This window comes from Nonlabens agnitus (genome assembly GCF_002994045.1).
Classification (GTDB): Bacteria; Bacteroidota; Bacteroidia; order Flavobacteriales; family Flavobacteriaceae; genus Nonlabens; species Nonlabens agnitus.
Genome location: NZ_MQUC01000003.1, coordinates 1,240,179 through 1,261,087, shown reverse-complemented (window position 1 = coordinate 1,261,087; position 20,909 = coordinate 1,240,179). Strand labels below are relative to the sequence as shown.

The window sequence follows — 20,909 nt, the reverse complement described above, 5'->3', positions numbered from 1 at the left end:
TGTTTTAAAAAAGCCTTTTACGCATGCTTATGATGCCTATTGAACAAGCAATGAAAACGATCATTAGTACAAGTCCTATGATCAACTCTCCATAAAGTAGCTTTCCAAAAGAAAAAAGCAAACTGTAGACACCAGCTACTCCTAATAGAAAGGCTATCGTTTTATATTGAAAGTTGTGAAATTTAGATTCGTTGCCAAAGATGGCCTTATTGAACGCTGCTAAAGTGTCTGGACTACTAGGTCTGGTAAAGAAGGTTACGGTTAGCCAGGCGATGCTGGTGACCAGGACGTTCAGACATATTTTTTCATAACCTGCCATATCTGTAAACAGAGCAGCGTCCATTCTTGCGTTAATAAAAAATGCAATAGCCATACAAAAGGAAACGACCATCGCAGTGATTTCTGACCATGGATTGATACGGTACCAGAACCAGCGCAGTATAAAAAGTAATCCAGAGCCAGCACCTATTTGTATCACTAAATCAAAAGCGTCTTTTGCTTCTTCCAATACCAAAGAAAGTAAACCAGCAAGTATCATAATGATAATGATGGATAAGCGACCGGTGATGATTTTTTGTTTTTCACTAGCTTTTTTATTGATGAACCTAGTATAAAAATCATTCACGATATAGCTCGATCCCCAATTCAAGTGAGTAGAAATCGTACTCATGAATGCCGCAACCAGCGATGTAACCACAAGACCCAACAAACCAGCTGGCAAAAAAGTAAGCATGGCAGGATAGCTCAAGTCATTTTTGATAAATTGTGATCCTAGGTCTGGAAAGGCAGTGGCTAACGCATCCAGATTGGGGTAAATGATTAAGGAAGCTAAACCTATGATGATCCACGGCCATGGACGTAGAGCATAGTGTGCCAAATTAAAAAATAGCACTGCCCACGTAGCGTTCTTTTCATCCTTGGCTGCCAGCATACGTTGTGCTACATAACCACCACCACCAGGCTCTGCACCTGGATACCAGGTGCTCCACCATTGTACGGCAATAGGGATGATAAAGATTCCCATAAGCAAATCGATATTGGAGAAATCAGGTAGAAGGTTGATTTTATCGGCTACATTGGGATGCGTGATAAGGTTTTGCATGCCGCCTATTTGTGGTAGATCTAGAATGTACACGGTTGCCCATATAGAGCCTACCATGGCAATGATAAACTGAATGAAATCTGTGATGAGTACGCCCTTCAAACCACCCAAAAGGGAATAGGCCACTGTCACGACACTCGCAATGACTAGAGTGCGCCCAGCGCTAAAACCAAACATAACATGCCCTATTTTGATAGCCGCAAGACAGACAGTTCCCATGATGATCACGTTGAAAATCACACCTAAGTAAATCGCCCTAAAGCCTCTCAAAAAAGCCGCACTTTTCCCATCGTAACGCATTTCATAAAACTCAAGGTCTGTAGTGATACCGCTCCTGCGCCATAATCGAGCATAGAAAAAAACCGTCAACATTCCAGTAAGTAAAAATGCCCACCATTCCCAATTTCCAGCGACTCCAGTGGTTCTTACAATACCTGCAACGAGGTTAGGGGTATCTGCCGCAAACGTAGTGGCAACCATAGAAACACCCAGCAGCCACCAAGGCATGCTGCGCCCAGAAAGGAAAAAGGAATCGGCATTTTTGGAACTTTGTCTGGAAACGACGATACCTACAATAAGTGAAATGGCAAAAAAGGAGATAATGATTGCGAAATCAATGAATTCAAGCGCCATATAGTGAAAAGTTATTAACGATAACGTTTTAGTTGCTACGAAAGGCTAAATATAAAAGAATTAGGTAGCCATTAACTCAAAGATTTAATAGATTAGCTAGGATTTTATCAAAAACTACATGACAAAAAACATTCGTAAGATAGGAGTAATGACTTCGGGTGGAGACTCACCTGGGATGAATGCGGCCATTCGCTCCGTTGTTCGTACCTGTGCTTTTCACAAACTGGAATGTATAGGAATATATCGAGGGTATCAAGGTCTTATTGAAGGTGATTTTAAGCCTATGGATGCACGTAGCGTGAATAACATCATCCATAAAGGTGGTACGATCTTAAAAAGTGCACGATCTAAAGAGTTTAGGACTAAAGAAGGCCGTGATATCGCTTTCGCGAAAGCGAAACAACAAGGTCTTGATGCACTGGTAGTCATAGGTGGTGACGGTAGCTTTACGGGAGCCATGATTTTTTCTGAGGAGAATGATTTCCCTGTGATGGGTATTCCTGGGACCATTGACAATGACATTTATGGTACATCATCAACATTAGGTTATGATACCGCTTTAAATACAGTGGTAGATGCGATCGATAAGATACGTGACACGGCTAGTTCCCATAACCGTCTCTTTTTTGTAGAAGTTATGGGTCGCGATGTAGGTAACATTGCCCTAAATGCCGGTGTTGGAGCAGGAGCAGAGGAAATTCTTATTCCAGAAGAAAACCTGGGCAGAGATCGTTTGCTAGAAAGTTTGAAACGCAGCCGTGCATCAGGAAAATCATCAAGTATCGTTGTGGTTGCCGAAGGTGTGGAGACTGGAGAGAATGTCTTTGCATTAAAGGACTATGTGGAACAGAATCTTCCAGAATACGAAGTACGTGTATCGGTTTTAGGACACATGCAACGTGGTGGCTCGCCAACTTGTTGGGACCGCGTTCTTGCCAGCCGTATGGGTGTTAAAGCTGTTGAAAGTTTGATGGATGGCAATTATAATAATATGGTAGGAATACAGGACACTAAAATTGTTTTGTGCCCTCTAGAAAAAGCTGTAAAAGGTAAAACCGCTATCGATAAGGAACTCATCAGAGTGAGTGATATAATGACGACTTAAAGTGATAGTTAAAGAATATATTTTAGAACTGAAAGGATTTTTTCAGTTTGAAAGTCAATTAAGTGAACAGCTGCTTTGAGTAGCTATTAATAATTAAAGAACAAAAAAATGAGTAAGAAATTAAGATTAGGAATCAATGGATTCGGCCGTATAGGACGTATAGTATTTAGAGCAACATTAGAACGTGATAATGTAGAAGTGGTTGCTATTAATGATCTTGTAGACATTGATCAACTCGCATATTTATTGGAATACGATTCTGTTCATGGCCGTTACGGTGGTACCATTGAAATAAAAGATGGGAATCTCATTATTGATGGTGTTCAAGTGCGTGTAACTGCAGAGCGTGATCCAAAGAACTTGAAGTGGGATGAGGTAGATGTAGATGTAGTTGCTGACTGTACAGGAATCTTCACAGATCTTGATACTGCACAGGCTCACATTGATGCTGGTGCCAAAAAAGTAGTGATTTCTGCACCATCTAAAACAGCTCCTATGTTTGTAATGGGTGTTAATGATGATCAATTGACTGCAGATCAAACTATTGTTTCCAACGCCTCATGTACGACCAACTGTCTTGCACCAATGGCAAAAATCCTTAATGACAATTTTGGAATCAAGGAAGCATTGATGACTACGATACATGCAACCACAGCCACTCAAACTACTGTGGATGGACCTAGCAAGAAAGACTTTAGATCTGGACGTAGTTCCTTAGTAAACATTATTCCAGCTTCTACTGGTGCAGCTGTTGCGGTGACTAAAGTAATTCCTTCATTGAAAGGTAAATTGACTGGTATGGCATTCCGTGTTCCTACAGTTGATGTATCAGTTGTGGACTTAACAGTTAAACTGGAAAAGGAAACTAGCCTTGATGAAATCCACGCGGCTTTTGAAAAAGCATCTAAAGGAGATATGAAAGGAGTAGTAGGTTATACTGATGAGCCTGTCGTTTCTCAGGATTTTGTGAGCGATGCTAGAACAAGTATCTATGACGCTGGAGCGGCTATCGAATTGAACCCTTCTTTCTATAAGTTAGTAAGCTGGTACGATAATGAATTCGGTTACTCCAACAAGTTAGTTGACCTAGCAGAAAAAGTTAACTCTCTGTAATTTTCAAGAAAAGGCTGTTGGAATTGAATCTAACAGCCTTTTTTGTATCTTAAAAATAATAAAAGGGTAACATGATTTTATTAACTGACAGTGGATCAACTAAGTGCGACTGGATTGCTTTATCTGACGATGGAGAGCAATTATTCAAAGCTCGCACACGTGGTATGAATCCTGCAATTTTATCTGTTGAAGATCTACAGCAACGCCTTGAAGAAAGTGAAGAGCTAGTGAATCATCGTGATGAAGTCACAGAAGTTTTTTTCTACGGTGCAGGCTGTGGAACCGAAAAACCAAGAACAGCTCTGAGGTCTTTGTTGTGCAGTTATTTCACTAATGCAGAGGTAATGGTGAAGGAAGATACAGCGGCAGCGGTTTATGCAGCAGTAGGAGATGAGCCTGGAGTGGTCTGTATCCTAGGTACAGGGTCTAATTGCTGTTATTCTGATGGTGAGAAATTACATCAACGAGTGGTGTCACTGGGCTACACACTTATGGATGAGGCTAGTGGTAATTGGTATGGAAAGGAATTGATAAGAGATTATTATTTCAAAAACATGCCAGACAATTTACGTGTGCAGTTCGCAGAGAATTATGATATGAGTGATGACCATATTAAATACAACCTCTACAAACAACCCAATCCCAACGCTTACCTTGCGAGTCATGCCGAATTTATTTTTCAGCATCTGGATGAAAGTTACATCAAGAAATTGTTGAGACGTGGTTTACGCAAGTTTTCAAGGAATATGATATTGCAGTTTCATGAAGAAATAAAATCCTGTCAAGTTCACTTTGTGGGTAGTATAGCCCATTTTGCTAAAGGACGCATCCAACAAGTAGCTGAAGAATTTGATTATGAAGTAGGTAACATCGTGAGACGTCCCATTGATGGTCTTGTAGAATACCATCGCAGCAAACTTAACAGTTAGTGAAACCTGATATATTCAATTTGAAAATTGAAATCGGTAGTTTTTCTGTGACTTGCTAGAATATTGTATCGTTGTATCTCACTCAGGTAATGCTCTAACTTAGGTTTACGGCTTATATATTCTTTATGGGTATTGTAAATTTTGAAATCAGCCATTTCTAGATGCATCACCTTCCATTGGTTGGCAACAATATCAATTTCTACACTCAATTTATCTTCTTGCCATGCAGGATTATGCTCTAACTGAAAGTGATAGGGTTGACCATCTGTTTTTATCTTGATCTCAATGAACTTATAGTCACTTAGGTCGTGCTCTTCTTTTTTGGAGCGCAATCCAGCCCAACCACGATCTAACGTAGGCTTTAGAGATCCTTTAAATTCCAAAAAATCTTCATGAAAGATAATGTCACCTTTAGAGAGTCCACCTACTACTTGATCTGAAAAAGCATGCCAAGTAATATTTTGGTTTTGAGCACCAAATAAGATGACTTCAGGTTTGATATAATTCATTGGTCTGATTGGTGTTAGGTTGTAATTTGTTATTGGTCTTGCAAATATTAAAAATTTTGAACATAGTGCTCAACGGTTTGCAAATCTCTATTTAAAAAGAAGTAAATAATTTGTTTGTCGGTCTCTAATTCCATTTGCAACAAAAATTTATTCTCCTTTATCTTTCTAAAGTTTAGGTCATTTTCAATCCATTGAGGATATCCGGCAACTTGATTTTTTTTAGCTTTTCCTGTCAGCTCCTCTTTAGCCTTTTTATACAGCGTCCAGGGATTGTCGGGCTCTAGAGCTACAATTTCCTTATGCTTCAATACATCTACGTGAATCAAGGATTCCCATGTTGGCAAAGAGGGAAATTCATTTGGTATATTTTGGTTTTCCTTATTCTCTATCACCAACTGAATCTTAGAAGAGTGCTTTGCATTCTGGTCCGAGTCAAGATAAACATGCAATAGATATTCAGGATGTAAAAAAGTTTTATAATAGGGAATAGTTGTTTTCTTAAGATCAAAAAACTGTGGCGTGGTAGACGAACGATCTGCCTCCACTAGACCGTAGGATTTCTTGATTAGAGGCTTTAATATCCTTTTTGCCTCTTGGATTTGATCTTCTGTAATCGTCACCTTAGGATCGCGAGACTTCATCAATTTATCATAGTAGATTGATGAGCCCCCCAAAACACGTTGTAAAAATTTCCACATAGATTAAATATACAATAGTTACCTAAGGCGTCTGACGCTTGTGAACGTTATTTACCAATATGATTTTTCAAAAGAAAGCCCATTCTTCAAAAGAGGAATGGGCTTTCAAGGTTTCCGAAGATTATAGGCATCTAATCCTCATTTTCAGTTCCAGAATCTTCCTCTGTTTCATCTTCATTCTCACGTTCTAACTGTCGTTGTAGAATATTTAACTGCTTTTGTTTTTCTTTAATCACATCCAATTCTTTCTGTAGTGCGGCAATGTTCTTACGCTGCTGCACGAGAAATGGATTCTTATCATCTTTGGCATTAATGAATTGCAGATTATTTTCTAGCTGTCGCATTTCATCTTGAATCTCATCTCGACGTTTTCTTAAGTAGAAACGCTCGTTCTTGAAGTCACGTTCATCACCTTCTTTTAGGCTGTCCAACTTGTTGTTGTACTTCAGCATCTCTGCATCCACGGCGGTCATACCTGCAGCAATGAATTTAGCTTTTACAAGCTTTTCAAATTTATCTTGCAATTGGCGCTTAGAATGCGGTACTCTACCTATGGCAGACCATTCTTCCATTAAAGCCTCTACCTGTGCCTTCATGGCTTCCTGATCATCTTGTGGTAAAAGTTCTTTGATCTTATCATAGACCTTCAACTTAGCCTCATAATTTGCCACTTCTTCTTTGCTTTCGGCTTTGCGCTGAGCGTTTTTCTGATCAAAAAATGAATTACACGCTTTTTGGAATCGTTTCCAGATTTTATCACTGTCTTTGCGAGGTACGTGGCCAATAGTTTTCCATTCTGCTTGAATGCGCTTCATGGTATCCAGTGACTCGTGAAAATTACCAGCTTCTGCATGTTCTTCGGCAATCTTGACCAGTTCCATTTTCTTGTCAAGATTATCCTGTTGCTCTTTTTTCAAGCCTTTGTAATAATCATTTTTCACCTTGTTAAATTCACGCGTCACATTGCGGAATTGATTCCAAAGCTCATTATTTACTTTTTTAGGCGCACCACCAGTAGATGTAAAAAGCTCACGTAAGGCATTAACTTCCTGTAAACTGTCTTGCCAGGCTTTATGACTATCGCCGCCGCGCTCAACTATTTTATGAAGCTCTGCAATGATATTTTCCTTAATGGTTTGATTGGTGGCAGCTTGCTTGTCGCGTTCTTCATAATACGCTTGTCTGCGATCATGAATCACATCTGATGCTGCTTTGAACTCTTCCCAGATAGGATCTCTCATTTCCTTTGCAACAGGACCAGTGTCTTCCTTCCACATACGGTGCAGTTCCTGTAATTCCCGCAGTGCTTTGTGGACATCTGGCTCATCAGCTAGCTCTTGGGCTCTAGCGATAATCTTTTTATGAAATTCAAGATTGCGTTCAAAATCCTTATCTCTTAGTTCCTTACTTAAGGAGATGTAATCATAGAAATTCTGGACATGCAGGCGATAATCTTCCCAAATGATGTTGTAAGCATCGTGTGGTATGCTTCCCGTATTCTTCCACTCGTCCTGTAGCTGGTTGAATTTCTTGAAAGTCGTACCTATGTTTTCTTCTTCGTCAATAAGGTTTTTGATGCCTTCAATAATAGCACGTCTCTTTTCAAGATTTTGTTCCTTTTGTTTTCTTACTTCACGTTGGAATTCTCCACGTTGTTTGCGGTAAAGAGCATGTAGGTCTTTGAATTCCTTACTTTCCTTGTTATCATAATGAAAGTCTGCCGTGCGCTCTTCTTCAGGTAATTGTTTTTGGCCTTTTTCAAAAGCTTCCTTCTGTTCGGCTTGAATTTCCTTATCCTTTTGTTCAAAGGCTTTTTCCAGTTGTTTTACCGGTTCTTTGATCTTATTGATGGGATATTCCTGCATCAAATTGCGCAACTCCTTTGTTAAAAGCGCAATAGACATGACACTGTAATCCTTTTGATCTGGAGATTTGTTTTGGGATGTCGGGTCATCGCTGTCATTATCATCCTCAGATTCCTCATCATCCTCATCATCTTCGTCATCTGCATCGACAAAAGTGTCTACCGTGGTTTCTACTTTTTTCTTTTCTTCAATGATGGCTTCTTCATGGGCGTCATCTTCCTCATTTTCTTTTGAAGTTTGACGGTTGGTTCCTTCTTTCACTTTCTCATCAGATTCTTTTTCTACCTCGATGTGTTCCTCGGTTCTGGTGGTTTCAGATTCTTTGATGATCGCTTCCTCGTGCGTGTTGTCCTCTAACTGCTCGTTAGTAGGTTTTTTGGTTTTTCCGTCTGCGTTTTTGGGCAGGTTATCGTTCGTGTCCATGTAATGGTTTTAAAAAGATGGCAAGATAATTAGAATCTACGGTTGTGACAATGATAGACAGATCACTTATTCCAGAGTTCCCAAGATTTTTCGGCTTGATTTACCAGCATTTGATGGCCGTTGGTGACTTTGGCGCCATGCTGTTGTCCCTTTTTCATAAATAAGGTCAAGCTGGGATTGTAGACCAGATCGTAAAGTACATGATCGCTGGTAAGATGCTCATAGGGAATTGCTGGACACTGGTCAATATTAGGGTGAGTTCCTACAGGTGTGGTATTGACTATGAGTCGTACCTGTTGCATCACATCTTGATTGAGTGATGCATAGCCTATGGTAAAATCATCCTGCGGATTCCTACTTACTTTAAGATATGGGATCTGCAAAGCTTCCAGAGTATAGGCGATAGCTTTTGAAGCGCCGCCAGTACCCAGTATCAGAGCATTTCCCTTGATGGGAAGAAAAGGTTCCAAAGACTTCCCAAAACCGTAGGCATCTGTATTATGGCCCGTCCAGACGTTATCCTCAATAACCACCGTATTTATGGCGCCTATGGCAGCCGCATCTTCGTGGACATGATCCACAATCTTGAGCATGCTTTGTTTATAGGGAATGGTAACATTGAGGCCTCGTAAGATCTCGTTTTTGCCATTAGTGGTTTGATGTTGCTGGTCGTAGAGTACGCTTTCGCGAAAGCGAACTAATTCTTCCTCACTGCTCAATTCAAAATTGCGGTACTCGTGATCGCTCAACTTCAACTTTTCGAATTTTTCACCAAAATAGGCTCTCGAAAAACTGTAGTCCAGGCGTGCGCCTATGAGTCCAAAAATGCTACGCGGGATTTGCTTTGTTTCCATAATGATCCAGTAAATATACGATGGCAAAACCAACGGCAATCATAAGTATGGCAAGCCACGTGTGGCCGCTGGTAATCGATGGCCAGTATCGCTGGTAATTTTCTACGATCCTGTTGCCGTTGTTGTCCAATAATGCAATTCCTGTCTCGCTAAGCTTAAAAATCTCACGTTTCCAAGGCCAGACCACGCCCAATGATCCGGTTATGAAACCTATGATGGTGGCATTGGTCTCGTCTCTATAATGTTTGAATGTCCAGCCCAACAAGTGGGAAAAACTGATTAAACCAGCCAAAGAGCCTGCGACAAAAACGGTAAGAATAAGTAGCAGCTCTGTTTGCATGGGATCATACCACCAACTAACGTCTCCTTGCAAGGTCAACACCACCGCGTTTAGAAAGGCATTCACACTATCGACCATCAACAAGACGTAATTGCCAAATAGAATCAATAAATAGCTACCGCTCAAACCTGGTAGCGTCATTCCTGAGATGCTAACCATCCCGCAAAAGAATACAAATAATAGATTGGTGTTTTGAGTGGCTGGATCGAGTAGGGACGTAGCGATTCCAACCAGCGCACCGGCCATTAGAAATATGACTTTTCTACTGGTCCAGTCTTCATAGCTGCGCGTGAGATAATAGATAGAACCTAGAATCATTCCAAAGAATGCTGCCCAGACCAAAATAGGATAGTAGGAAATAAGGACGTCAAAACCCAGACTCACGGTAAAATAGCTAATGAGTTCACCCAGTATCAGTAACCCCAGAAACCTACCATTGATGTAGTACATAAAACTGCGCAACCTACCAGCAGCCAAAAGCTTTAGTGCCTTGAGGTTGAGTTTTTGGAACGAATAGATGAACTCTTCATAAAAACCGGCGACATAGGCGACAATACCACCACTAACGCCAGGAACTTTATTTGCGGTTCCCATGGCGATACCTTTAAGTACCAGAAAAAATTTATCGCTAAGGTTACGAGTAGGTTGACGCACTTATGCTGGTTTTTTAACTGCCCATTGTTCTAAGATAAGAATAAGCAGAAAACCAATGATTACAACAATACCAACCCATAAAATTTGTGGATCACCCGCATAATTTTGAGGGCACACACTTTTTTCTAAAAAAGGAACTTCAAGACCCTTGGAATTGACCCTGGTACTAAGCACTTCTTTCCATGGCCATAATTTATTGAGTGAGCCAATCATAAAGCCTGTAAGTAAAGCGAGTGTAAGGTTCTTCTTGTTTTCAAACAACCAAGTCAAAACTCTTGAGAATAGTTTGATCCCTAATATGGCGCCTATGCCAACCAACACAAGATTGGTAAAGCTTTTAAAAGCAATGGACCACTCGCCATCCACGATTCCCTCAATCAGATCAGTCAATGAGTTGAGTACCGTTTGATAACTACCCAGAAGCAATAGTAAAAATGCTCCAGACACACCAGGCAAGATCATAGCGATAATAGCGATAAATCCAGAAAAGAGTAAATACCACCAGCTGTCTGGTGCTCCCAATGGTTCTGCTATGGTAATGTAGTAGGAAATTATGCTTCCTACTATAATAGCAACTACGGTAAGAACCTTCCAGCGATCAATCTGTTTCCCAATGTATAAAATACTTGCAAGTACCAGCCCAAAGAAAAAAGCCCAGACTAGCACTGGATAACTCTCAAGCAGATGGGTGATGATTTTTGCCAGACTTAAAATGCTGATGGCAATTCCAAGTAAAAGCGATATAAGAAAACCTAGATTATACTTGACAGTAGTAGCTTTCCATCCTATTCTCCAGAAATCTTTAATAACGTCGATTCCTAGGTTATCGATGGTTTTAATCAACTCCTCATAGATTCCCATAATGAAAGCAATCGTTCCACCTGATACTCCAGGGACCACGTCTGCTGCTCCCATCATCATTCCTTTCAGTATTACGGTAACGTTTCTTCTAAAGGCCATTTTGTGGTATGTGGATGGAAAAGGGTTATTATGTCAACGTCTTAGGTTTTATTTACCTATGGATAGTCTGTGTACGGTCTGGACCAACGCTTACGATCTTAATAGGAATTTCCAGTTCTTTCTCTAAGAAATCTATGTATTCGTTTAATTCTTTAGGGAACTGTGAAGGATCTGTCATTTTGGTCAGGTCTTCTTTCCAGCAAGGAAAGGACTTGTAGACTGGCGTCACATTTTCTGGTTCTATGTTATATGGTAAATGCTCAATTTCTTTATCGTTGGATTTGTATGCAGTACAAACTTTCAACTCCTTAAATCCAGAAAGCACGTCACCTTTCATCATCATGAGTTGGGTAACTCCGTTGACTTGACAGGTGTATTTTAAAGCAACAAGATCTAGCCAGCCACAACGGCGTGGACGACCAGTAACGGCGCCAAATTCGTGTCCTACTTTGGCCATTTTTTCTCCTACTTCATCAAATAATTCTGTTGGGAAAGGACCGCTACCTACACGAGTCGTATAGGCTTTGAAAATTCCATACACTTCACCTATTTGATTAGGAGCAACGCCTAAACCGGTACAAGCACCAGCAGCGGTAGTGTTGGAGGATGTTACAAACGGATAGGTTCCAAAATCAATATCCAACAATGAGCCTTGAGCACCTTCGGCAAGAATGCTTTTTCCACTTTTCTGGGCTTGCTGCAAATACTCTTCAGAATCTATGAACGTCAATTCTTTTAATCGCTCTACAGCGGTAAAAAACTCTTCTTCCATTTCATTGAGATCATACTGAATGTCAACGTCATGGAAATTAATAAGTGCTTCATGCTTGTTAGCCAGTGCACGGTACTTTTCTTTCCAGCCATCCATTTCTAGATCACCTATACGTATACCATTACGGCCAGTCTTATCCATATAGGTAGGACCAATGCCTTTAAGCGTTGAGCCTATTTTTGCCTTTCCTTTTGAAGTTTCAGAGGCCGCATCTAGCAACCTGTGGGTAGGTAGTATGATATGCGCTTTTCTGGAAATGATCAATTTTTTCTTGTAATCAATTTTAAATTGATCTAATCCATCAAGCTCTTGTACAAAAACTACTGGATCGATAACAACACCATTCCCTATGACATTTATGGATTCTTCATGAAATATCCCAGATGGGATCGTTCTCAGTACATGCTTGATACCATCAAATTCAAGCGTATGTCCTGCATTAGGTCCACCTTGAAATCTTGCGATGATATTATAGTTAGAAGTGAGTACGTCTACAATCTTTCCTTTTCCCTCGTCGCCCCATTGAAGACCGAGCAATAGATCTACTGCCATTATTTGTTGTTTTCGGTTGTGTTTTTAACGCCGTAAAAGTATAAAGAATGGCTGGCAATCTTAACATCAAACACCTCTTCAATTGTCTTTTTTATCGACTCAATTCTAGGGTCACAAAACTCGATGACCTCGTTAGTATCCTGAATAATTAAATGATCGTGTTGTCTGTCAAAATAGGACTTCTCATAATGCGACTGATTCTGCCCAAATTGATGCCTGCGAACAAGTCCACAATCCAACAGTAATTCTATGGTGTTATAAAGCGTGGCGCGGCTCACTCTATAATTTTGTTCCTTCATTTTGATGTAGAGCGACTCAACATCAAAATGCTCTTCACTGGCATAAATCTCGTCTAATATGGCATATCGTTCTGGCGTTTTTCTGTGCTTATTTTCGCTTAGAAATTGCGTAAAAACACCTCTAACGATTTCTTGTTCTCTTTCTAAATTGTTGATAATTTCTTTCATTCTATTATGATCTGGTAACCTTATCGATACCATTTATTTTATTCAAATTCTGCATGAGCTTGGTGAGCATACTTATGTTGGGAACCACTACGGTAATCTGTCCCTTAAATATACCATCATCACTGGTAAAGCTTATATTTCTAATATTCACATGCATATTTTCAGAGATAAGCTGTGTGACTTCCTGTACTAATCCCATACGATCTATTCCTTCTAAATTGATATCGGCGCGATGTTCTTTTTGAGAAGAATCAATCCATTTGGCAGAAATAATACGATACGCATATTTACTTTGTAGACTTATCGCATTTGGGCAATTATTTTTATGGACCTTGATGCCTTCACTCACCGTGGTAAAACCAAATACCGCATCACCCGGAATAGGGTTGCAACATTTAGATAAGGTATAATCTAGACTGGCTTGCTCCTTACCGAAGACCAGTTCATCGTACTTTTGAGTAACCTCTTCCTTATACAAATCAACATTTTCTTCCTTTTTGCGCATTTTGCTTTTGAAGAAAGAGTACAAGGCATTACTACGACTGTTTGCGTAGTCCTTGATCATTTTATTGTCAATACTGCCTAATCCAACCCTATAGAAAAGGTCTTGACTGGTTTTCATTTTAAAGAAGGTAACCATTTCATTGACCGTATTCTCGTCCAGCTTGATCTTTTGGGATTTGAGCTTACGGGTAAGAATAACTTTTCCTTCTGCGGCAACGTCCTTTTGATCCTCTTTAAGGGCACTTTTAATTTTTGATCGCGCGCGCGCGGTTGTTGCATAATCCAACCAGTTCTTAGTCGGCTTTTGGTTATCGCTGGTAATGATGTCTACCTGGTCACCACTATTAAGCGTATGTGATAATGGCACAAGTTTACCATTTACGCGAGCGCCACGGGTGTGAAGACCTACTTCAGTATGAATAGCAAATGCAAAATCTAACGGTGTTGCTCCTTTAGGCAGTGACTTGAGCTCACCTTTAGGAGTAAACACAAATATTTCCTTGCTGTAAAGATTGAGTTTGAATTGCTCCACAAAATCAATCGCATTTGATTCTGAATTTTCCAAAGCCTCTTGAAGACGGTTGAGCCATTCATCAAGGCCATCTTCTTGATTTCCTTGTTTGTACTTATAATGAGCAGCATATCCTTTTTCTGCAATCTCGTGCATGCGTTCGCTACGTATCTGTACTTCTACCCAGCGACCATCTGGTCCCATTACGGTGATGTGTAAGGCTTCGTAACCAGTGGATTTAGGTGAGCTTATCCAATCTCTCAAACGTACCGGATTGGGTCTAAAATGGTCTGTGACCACACTGTATATTTTCCAAGCTAGAAACTTCTCGTTTGCTCTGTCGCTTCTAAAAACAATACGCACGGCAAACTTGTCATAGACCTCGTCAAAACTTACATTTTGTTTGAGCATCTTACGACGTATGGAAAAAACCGATTTAGGTCTACCCTTAATATAGTATTCTAGGCCTTCTTTTTCCAGACTATCATCAATTATGGAGCTGAATTGCTTGATGTAAGCATCCTGTTGCTCCTTACTTTCTTTAATCGATTTCTGGATGTCATCAAAAACCTCTGGCTCTGTATATTTAAGACCTAGATCTTCAAGTTCGGTTTTAATGTTGTAAAGCCCCAATCGATGGGCGATGGGCGCATAAATATAGAGCGTCTCGCTGGCAATTTTAACTTGCTTTGCCGGTGGCATGCTGTCCATGGTTTGCATGTTGTGCAAACGATCTGCAATCTTGATGATAATAACCCGTACATCATCATTGAGCGTCAACAACATCTTCCGGAAGTTCTCTGCCTGTGAGGAAATATCGGCCTCATTCTTAAGGTGCATGATCTTGGTCAGTCCATCTACGATCCTGGCAATAGTGGGATTGAATAGCTCCTCGATATCTGCGAGCGTGTATTGGGTATCCTCAACCACGTCGTGCAATAGGGCAGCGGCGATGGCCGTGGCATCAAGGCCTATTTGTTTGGCAACAATTTTTGCCACCGCAATCGGGTGAAAAATGTACGCCTCTCCAGACTTGCGCCGTTGTGGCGCATGCGCTTCTACAGCAATGTCAAAAGCTTTCCTGATCAGCTTCTTGTCGTCATTGGACAAGGCCTGATAACTAATCTTGAGCAATTCCTTGTATTCCTTGGCAATGCGCTTGTTTTCCTCTTTTACGGCAGCTTCTGTCATTATAGTAAAAATACATTAGTTTGAAACATCCACCAATAGTTAATCATGCAGTATGTCGGATTGTTTGAGTTCGCTTTCGCGAAAGCGAGAAAACATTAAACACTGCTTCTTTTAATCTAGATTATTCGTCCCTAATCAATTAAGTCCACGTCTTTAACAATTTTATATGTAGTTTTAAATCCCCTTTAAGTACATCGCTCAAAAAATGGTGTTGACATGAAAGAAGCGCTTAAAATGCACAAGTCCCTACTAAAAAGTAACACTCGTTTACCTGAAGATGATTTGAAAAAATTGATTCACAGGTTCAAACGAGCTTCCAATCAATCGCTGCATAAAAATTCATTTTCTTATCTACTTAATCTGCACACGTTGGGATACGAATTTGTCAGTGATCAGTGTGCTGCATTCACTGGATTAAACTCCGCAGAATTTTGCGAGAAAGGGCTGGATGTTCTTCCAGAAATCATGGTTTCAGAAGATCTGGCAAAACTTGCCCAGCATATATTTCCTGAAATGGAGACTGCCTACAAAGCAATGGAGCCTAAGGATAGATCCAATATCATGTTTGAGGTTTACTATAGATTGAAAGGGCACGATAACAAGGAAACTATTTCTATCGTAGAATATAGTTCTTATACCGTTTTTGATGAACAAGGCAACGCCACTGCATCTACTGGGATATGTTATGAATCGTCATTGCAGATCAACGGAGTGCGCGGTATTGTTAGACTACAAACAGATAGCGGACAAGAATTGATCTATGACCGCATGATTTTACATGAACTTGAGGTGCTTACCGCAACAGAATTAAAACTTGCCGAGTTACTCTCAAAAGGAAACACTAGAAAAGACATTGCTCAAGAATTGAATGTGTCCATTCACACAGTAAAAACCCATGTAAAAAATATTTACAAAAAGCTCAACGTGAATAGCGCTACAGAGCTCATTAGCCATCTTAATCCCAACTAATAGTGGATTGACGCTTGCTATGCGACATGGCACAGTCAATCATTGATGTTAGCTATAGAAAAACACATTGCAATATGACATCATATGTTTTGGGATCGCACTTTAAAGATTATCAACATGATGTATCCAGCCGTTTCAAATTAAACCATAAGCAGATCTTGTTTGATGAAATATTTTTCTCATTCCCTATTTAAATAGGTTTTCTCTGAGTCAGCAGTGATCTTATCAACAACTTGTTATTGATTAATACTGTTGAAACTCAGCTTACGATAGATTTTGACTATGAAGCCGTGCGTTTAATCATTGAAAATCCCCTGTATAAGGCCGCAAATTGAAATATTTTTGAAAAGGTTTAATAAAAATAATTATCATGGATAACAATAATCACCACGACAAAGGTGCTGCTAATTCAAATGTTTGGGATATAAATGATTCCAGCGCAGTAGCCAAATGTCCTTTTATGGGTGGCGCACCTTCCAGTACTGCTGGAAGCGGAACAACCAATAGAGACTGGTGGCCCAATGCCCTTAAATTAAACATACTAAGACAAAACGCACCTAAGTCTGACCCACTGGACGAGACTTTTGACTATGCAACTGCATTTAAGAATCTTGATCTGGAAGCATTAAAAACAGATTTGAAGAATCTCATGACAGATTCTCAAGAATGGTGGCCTGCAGATTATGGTCATTATGGTGGATTAATGATCCGTCTTGCATGGCACGCAGCAGGAACCTATCGCATAGGTGACGGTCGTGGTGGAGCAGGAACTGGTAACCAGAGATTTGCACCATTAAACAGTTGGCCAGATAACGGTAACCTTGATAAGGCGAGATTACTTTTATGGCCTATAAAGAAGAAATATGGTCAGCAAATTTCTTGGGCAGATCTTTTGATTCTTGCCGGTAATATGGCGATCGAGTCCATGGGACTCAAATTAAAAGGTTTTGCAGGTGGTCGTACGGATGTATGGGAGCCAGAACAAGATATTTATTGGGGTTCTGAAACGGAATGGATGGGTAACGAAGCCCGCTATGCAGAAGGAGAATTGGAATCGCCTCTAGGAGCTACTCACATGGGATTGATATATGTGAATCCAGAAGGACCTAATGCAAATCCAGATCCGTTAGGTTCTGCGCATGACATTAGAGAAACCTTTGGTCGTATGGCGATGAACGATGAAGAAACCGTGGCACTGGTTGCTGGTGGGCATACTTTTGGAAAAGCCCATGGTGCAGCAGATCCTGAACAATATGTAGGTGCGGAGCCTGCTGGAGCACCTATGGCAGAAATGTCCATGGGATGGAAAAACAGCTATAAAACTGGAAAAGGTGACCATACTATTACCAGTGGACTAGAAGGAGCCTGGACTCCAAATCCTATTCAATGGGATCACGATTACTTTAAGGTCTTGTTGGATTATGAATGGGAGCTCACTAAAAGTCCTGCAGGTGCACACCAATGGAAACCTACTGAAGCCTCTAATGCCATGAAGGCACCTATGGCTGGCGATGCCTCAAAGACTCAAGATCTAATGATGTCTACAGCAGATATGGCACTTAAGATGGATCCAAAGTATCTGGAAATATCTAAGAGATTTAGAGCCAATCCAGCTGAATTTGAAGACGCTTTCGCGAAAGCGTGGTTCAAACTTACTCATAGGGACATGGGACCTAAATCATTGTATCTAGGTGCAGATGTGCCTGAGGAGGACTTTACATGGCAAGACCCGATCCCAACGGTAGATTATGACGTGATCAATGCAGATGACGTCGAGCAACTGAAATCTGAAATTTTAAGTAAAGGATTGTCTGTATCAGAATTGGTAAGCGTGGCTTGGGCATCTGCCTTTACCTATAGACACTCAGATAAACGTGGTGGAGCTAATGGTGGACATATACGACTGGCACCTCAAAACCAATGGGAAGTCAACAATCCTAAACAGTTGCACAAGGTGTTGAACATTTTGAAAGAGATACAGACTAATTTCAATAATAATGCAAGCGGCAACAAGCAAGTTTCTATGGCAGACCTTATTGTTTTAGGTGGTACAGCTGCGGTTGAAAAAGCTGCTAAAGACGCTGGACATGATGTAGAGGTAGAATTCACACCAGGACGTGCAGATGCATTGCAAGAGCAAACTGATGTAGAATCTTTTGGCTATCTAGAGCCTAAGGCAGACGCCTTTAGAAACTATATCGCTAACGGTCAAAAAGCATCAGGTGAGGAATTGATGATTGATAGAGCTAATTTGATGACGCTTTCCATTCCTGAAATGACTGTGCTAATAGGTGGTATGCGAGCACTTAATACCAATCAAGATGGTAGCGATACAGGAATATTCACTAATACTCCAGGGACATTGACTAATGATTTCTTTGTAGTAATTACTGACTTGGGAATTACCTGGAATGCAGCATCTTCAGCAGAGTTGTTGTTTGACGGTACAGATCGCAAAACTGGCCAGAAGAAGTATCGTGGTTCTAGAGTAGATCTTATTTTTGGATCCAATAGTGAACTAAGAGCCATTGCAGAGGTTTATGCCAGCGATGATGCCAAAGAAAAGTTTGTAAAAGACTTTGCTAAAGCATGGACCAAAGTAATGAACCTAGACCGTTTTGATCTGGTAGATCAATTCTAATATTCATTTATAATATGCAAAAAGCCGATTCAATCTTGAATCGGCTTTTTTGTTTGTTGCCATTTGAGGCTTTTCTAAAAGCTTATTCGACGATCAATTTTCTAACCGTAGTACCTGAGTCACCGCTCAAACGTACCATGTAAATACCACTGGCAAGTTGGTGCTGTATTGGAGCATCGCTGGTAAGTTCCTTGGTTAAAGCTTCACGACCTAAGGTATCATAAACTCGCATGGTCAAAGGTTCTGTAATATTTTTGACATAAAACAAACCGCGAGAAGGATTGGGATATATGCTGACTTGATCCAATACCTCTGTAGTATTAGAAAGCGTAAAGGATTGTCCAACCTTATCGCCAAAGATAAAATCTACCAATTCTGGTCGATCTATGAAAGGGTTTCTATTGCGTTGCCAGTCATAAACCACATTATTTCTATTCATTTCAAAGTCATCCACTGGATCTTCCTGGTGCCATTGCAATAGCGTTTGAAGATCGCCTATTTGACCTAAACGATTTTCAGGATAACCATTTACTACCTGAAGCATTTGAGACTCATTGTAGTTGTAACGTAGGGTCATATAGAAAATGGATCGTGCCACGTCACCATGCCAAGAACCTTGATTGCCTGTAGGGCCGTTATATTCTGGAAAATTATCATCACCTCTAGAAGAGTTTGTTCCAGAGTCTGTGGCTCTTAAATGATGGGCGTCGCTATTACCATGTCTTAAACTATCCACGCTGGTTTCTACCCAAACGTCAATACCATCTGCGATATCATCTAAATCTTCCAGGCTATCGTAACCACCACGAGATCTTGGAAAGACGTGCTCTCGGTTCCATCTTCCAGACCCATCACTACCATCTTGAAACAATACATCACGACGTTCAGTTTCAGAGTACATGAGCCATACTTTATTGCTGTTAAGCGCACTGGCATCAGCTTTTTTAAGAATGGTGGTGATGTCTGCATACGTATGGTGGCGTACGACTCCAGTTTCTGCAATAATCGCGGTAATGGCTTGCTCCAATTCTGGACTGGACTTGTTTTCCAGCTCGTCATAATAATCTGCAGGAATGGTAGGTCTCACATTACCGTAGGTAGGTGTAGTTGGATTCCCATAATTTGCTACGGTAAAATCATCATCTATAACTACGTACTCCACATTGTCTTTGATTCTCTTAAAGCCTATTGGTAGGTTGTCGTTTAGATCGACTCTCATAAATTCATCACCTTCATCTATATTGTCATTCACTAATTCAAAATCCAACTGCTGTGAAGTCTGGCCGGCGGGAATAAATATTTCTGTCACGCCAGTATAATCTGCTTCATCAAAAGTTCCATTATTGAGGCTAAAATCTAAGGTGAATTCCTGATCTGCAGGTCTGGTTAAGGTAAAGGTGAGACTAAAAAAGTCACCTTCGTTCAAATCCTCAGTCGCTGTGATTCTAAAATCAACACCTATGTAGGACGTCTCTGTGGCATCGTTTAAGGAATGCGGTGTAGGTGCTTTTACCTCATAGGTTCCATCTGCCTTGCGTTGGATGGATTCTGTTGTTTTTCTACCGTTTTCATTTTCATTGTATTGCACGGTTTCACCTAGACCATCAAGTAGGACTTGTACATCTGCATCATCTGTATCATACACTAGTGCATCGATCAGATTTTGGTTATTGGGCTGTACAAAACTCTGGTCAGGAAAATCATCTGCCGTACCAAAGTAAATGGCAACAGCGTCTGCACCCAATTGTATATTACTTTCGGCCAATCTTGCGTCAACGGCTGGTGACACCAGTGAACTTCCCAAAACAAGTAAACCATTGACATCACTTGTCAATCCATCAAGTTCATAACTATAGTATACTCTACCATTACCGGTCGTGGAGCTATTACTTCCATTAAAGAAAACGAGTACCATATTTTCTAGGGTTTGGAACGGCTCATCCGTTTTGAGTTCTACAAATTGCCTATCGTTGGTACTTGGCGTGTCGACATCTAGTTCGTTAATGACTACTTGTGAGCTCGCTTTCGCGAAAGCGAAAACCACCACAATACATATAACGTAAAAATTTCTCATAGCTTTTTTTAAGGGGTTCGGCAAAAATATCAATTACCTATAC

General features: G+C 40.5%; 16 protein-coding genes. 5 read left to right on the top strand and 11 right to left on the bottom strand.

Annotated features, from left to right (window positions below; all coding sequences use genetic code 11):
- Positions 1 to 4: 4 nt before the first annotated feature.
- Positions 5 to 1,735, bottom strand: coding sequence for a sodium:solute symporter family protein (locus BST86_RS05850; RefSeq protein ID WP_105982446.1), 1,731 nt, complete (start codon positions 1,733 to 1,735; stop codon positions 5 to 7).
- A gap of 118 nt (positions 1,736 to 1,853) precedes the next feature.
- On the opposite strand from BST86_RS05850, the gene pfkA reads away from it, so the two are divergent.
- From pfkA to BST86_RS05835, 3 genes are all read left to right on the top strand, one after another.
- Complete coding sequence (pfkA, locus tag BST86_RS05845; RefSeq protein WP_105982445.1) at positions 1,854 to 2,840, top strand: 6-phosphofructokinase; 987 nt, start codon at positions 1,854 to 1,856, stop codon at positions 2,838 to 2,840.
- Positions 2,841 to 2,948: 108 nt separating this feature from the next.
- Positions 2,949 to 3,953, top strand: coding sequence for a type I glyceraldehyde-3-phosphate dehydrogenase (gene gap / locus BST86_RS05840; RefSeq protein WP_105982444.1), 1,005 nt, complete (start codon positions 2,949 to 2,951; stop codon positions 3,951 to 3,953).
- A 71-nt stretch (positions 3,954 to 4,024) separates the two neighbouring features.
- Positions 4,025 to 4,882 carry a BadF/BadG/BcrA/BcrD ATPase family protein gene (locus tag BST86_RS05835; protein WP_105982443.1) on the top strand — a complete coding sequence of 286 codons (858 nt, stop codon included), beginning with the start codon at positions 4,025 to 4,027 and terminating at the stop codon, positions 4,880 to 4,882.
- Here the strand turns inward: BST86_RS05835 and BST86_RS05830 are convergent.
- The 9 genes from BST86_RS05830 to BST86_RS05790 form a co-directional block, all read right to left on the bottom strand.
- Complete coding sequence (locus BST86_RS05830; RefSeq protein ID WP_105982442.1) at positions 4,879 to 5,391, bottom strand: CIA30 family protein; 513 nt, start codon at positions 5,389 to 5,391, stop codon at positions 4,879 to 4,881. The genes BST86_RS05835 and BST86_RS05830 overlap by 4 nt on opposite strands.
- Positions 5,392 to 5,438: 47 nt before the next feature.
- Positions 5,439 to 6,089, bottom strand: a complete 651-nt coding sequence (locus BST86_RS05825; protein WP_105982441.1) for a hypothetical protein — start codon at positions 6,087 to 6,089, stop codon at positions 5,439 to 5,441.
- 131 nt (positions 6,090 to 6,220) lie between these two features.
- Positions 6,221 to 8,377, bottom strand: coding sequence for a DUF349 domain-containing protein (locus BST86_RS05820; protein WP_105982440.1), 2,157 nt, complete (start codon positions 8,375 to 8,377; stop codon positions 6,221 to 6,223).
- 62 nt (positions 8,378 to 8,439) lie between these two features.
- Positions 8,440 to 9,231, bottom strand: a complete 792-nt coding sequence (locus BST86_RS05815) for a shikimate dehydrogenase family protein (RefSeq protein WP_105982439.1) — start codon at positions 9,229 to 9,231, stop codon at positions 8,440 to 8,442.
- Positions 9,206 to 10,225 carry a DUF368 domain-containing protein gene (locus BST86_RS05810; RefSeq protein ID WP_105982438.1) on the bottom strand — a complete coding sequence of 340 codons (1,020 nt, stop codon included), beginning with the start codon at positions 10,223 to 10,225 and terminating at the stop codon, positions 9,206 to 9,208. The genes BST86_RS05815 and BST86_RS05810 overlap by 26 nt, the downstream gene beginning before the upstream one ends.
- Positions 10,226 to 11,185 (bottom strand): DUF368 domain-containing protein, encoded by a 960-nt coding sequence (locus tag BST86_RS05805; RefSeq protein ID WP_105982437.1) that lies wholly within the window; start codon positions 11,183 to 11,185, stop codon positions 10,226 to 10,228.
- Positions 11,186 to 11,237: 52 nt separating this feature from the next.
- The gene (locus BST86_RS05800; RefSeq protein WP_105982436.1) at positions 11,238 to 12,509 is read right to left on the bottom strand and encodes an adenylosuccinate synthase; all 1,272 of its coding nucleotides are present in this window, start codon (positions 12,507 to 12,509) and stop codon (positions 11,238 to 11,240) included.
- The gene (locus BST86_RS05795; protein ID WP_055412907.1) at positions 12,509 to 12,976 is read right to left on the bottom strand and encodes a Fur family transcriptional regulator; all 468 of its coding nucleotides are present in this window, start codon (positions 12,974 to 12,976) and stop codon (positions 12,509 to 12,511) included. The genes BST86_RS05800 and BST86_RS05795 overlap by 1 nt, the downstream gene beginning before the upstream one ends.
- Before the next feature lie 4 nt (positions 12,977 to 12,980).
- Positions 12,981 to 15,182 carry a RelA/SpoT family protein gene (locus BST86_RS05790; RefSeq protein WP_105982435.1) on the bottom strand — a complete coding sequence of 734 codons (2,202 nt, stop codon included), beginning with the start codon at positions 15,180 to 15,182 and terminating at the stop codon, positions 12,981 to 12,983.
- Between the two features lie 216 nt (positions 15,183 to 15,398).
- On the opposite strand from BST86_RS05790, the gene BST86_RS05785 reads away from it, so the two are divergent.
- Both BST86_RS05785 and katG read left to right on the top strand, forming a co-directional pair.
- Positions 15,399 to 16,151, top strand: coding sequence for a helix-turn-helix transcriptional regulator (locus BST86_RS05785; protein ID WP_105982434.1), 753 nt, complete (start codon positions 15,399 to 15,401; stop codon positions 16,149 to 16,151).
- Between the two features lie 370 nt (positions 16,152 to 16,521).
- Positions 16,522 to 18,792 (top strand): catalase/peroxidase HPI, encoded by a 2,271-nt coding sequence (katG, locus tag BST86_RS05780; protein ID WP_105982433.1) that lies wholly within the window; start codon positions 16,522 to 16,524, stop codon positions 18,790 to 18,792.
- Positions 18,793 to 18,874: 82 nt separating this feature from the next.
- On the opposite strand, the gene BST86_RS05775 is transcribed toward katG, so the two are convergent.
- Positions 18,875 to 20,866 carry an endonuclease gene (locus tag BST86_RS05775; protein WP_105982432.1) on the bottom strand — a complete coding sequence of 664 codons (1,992 nt, stop codon included), beginning with the start codon at positions 20,864 to 20,866 and terminating at the stop codon, positions 18,875 to 18,877.
- Positions 20,867 to 20,909 lie beyond the last annotated feature (43 nt).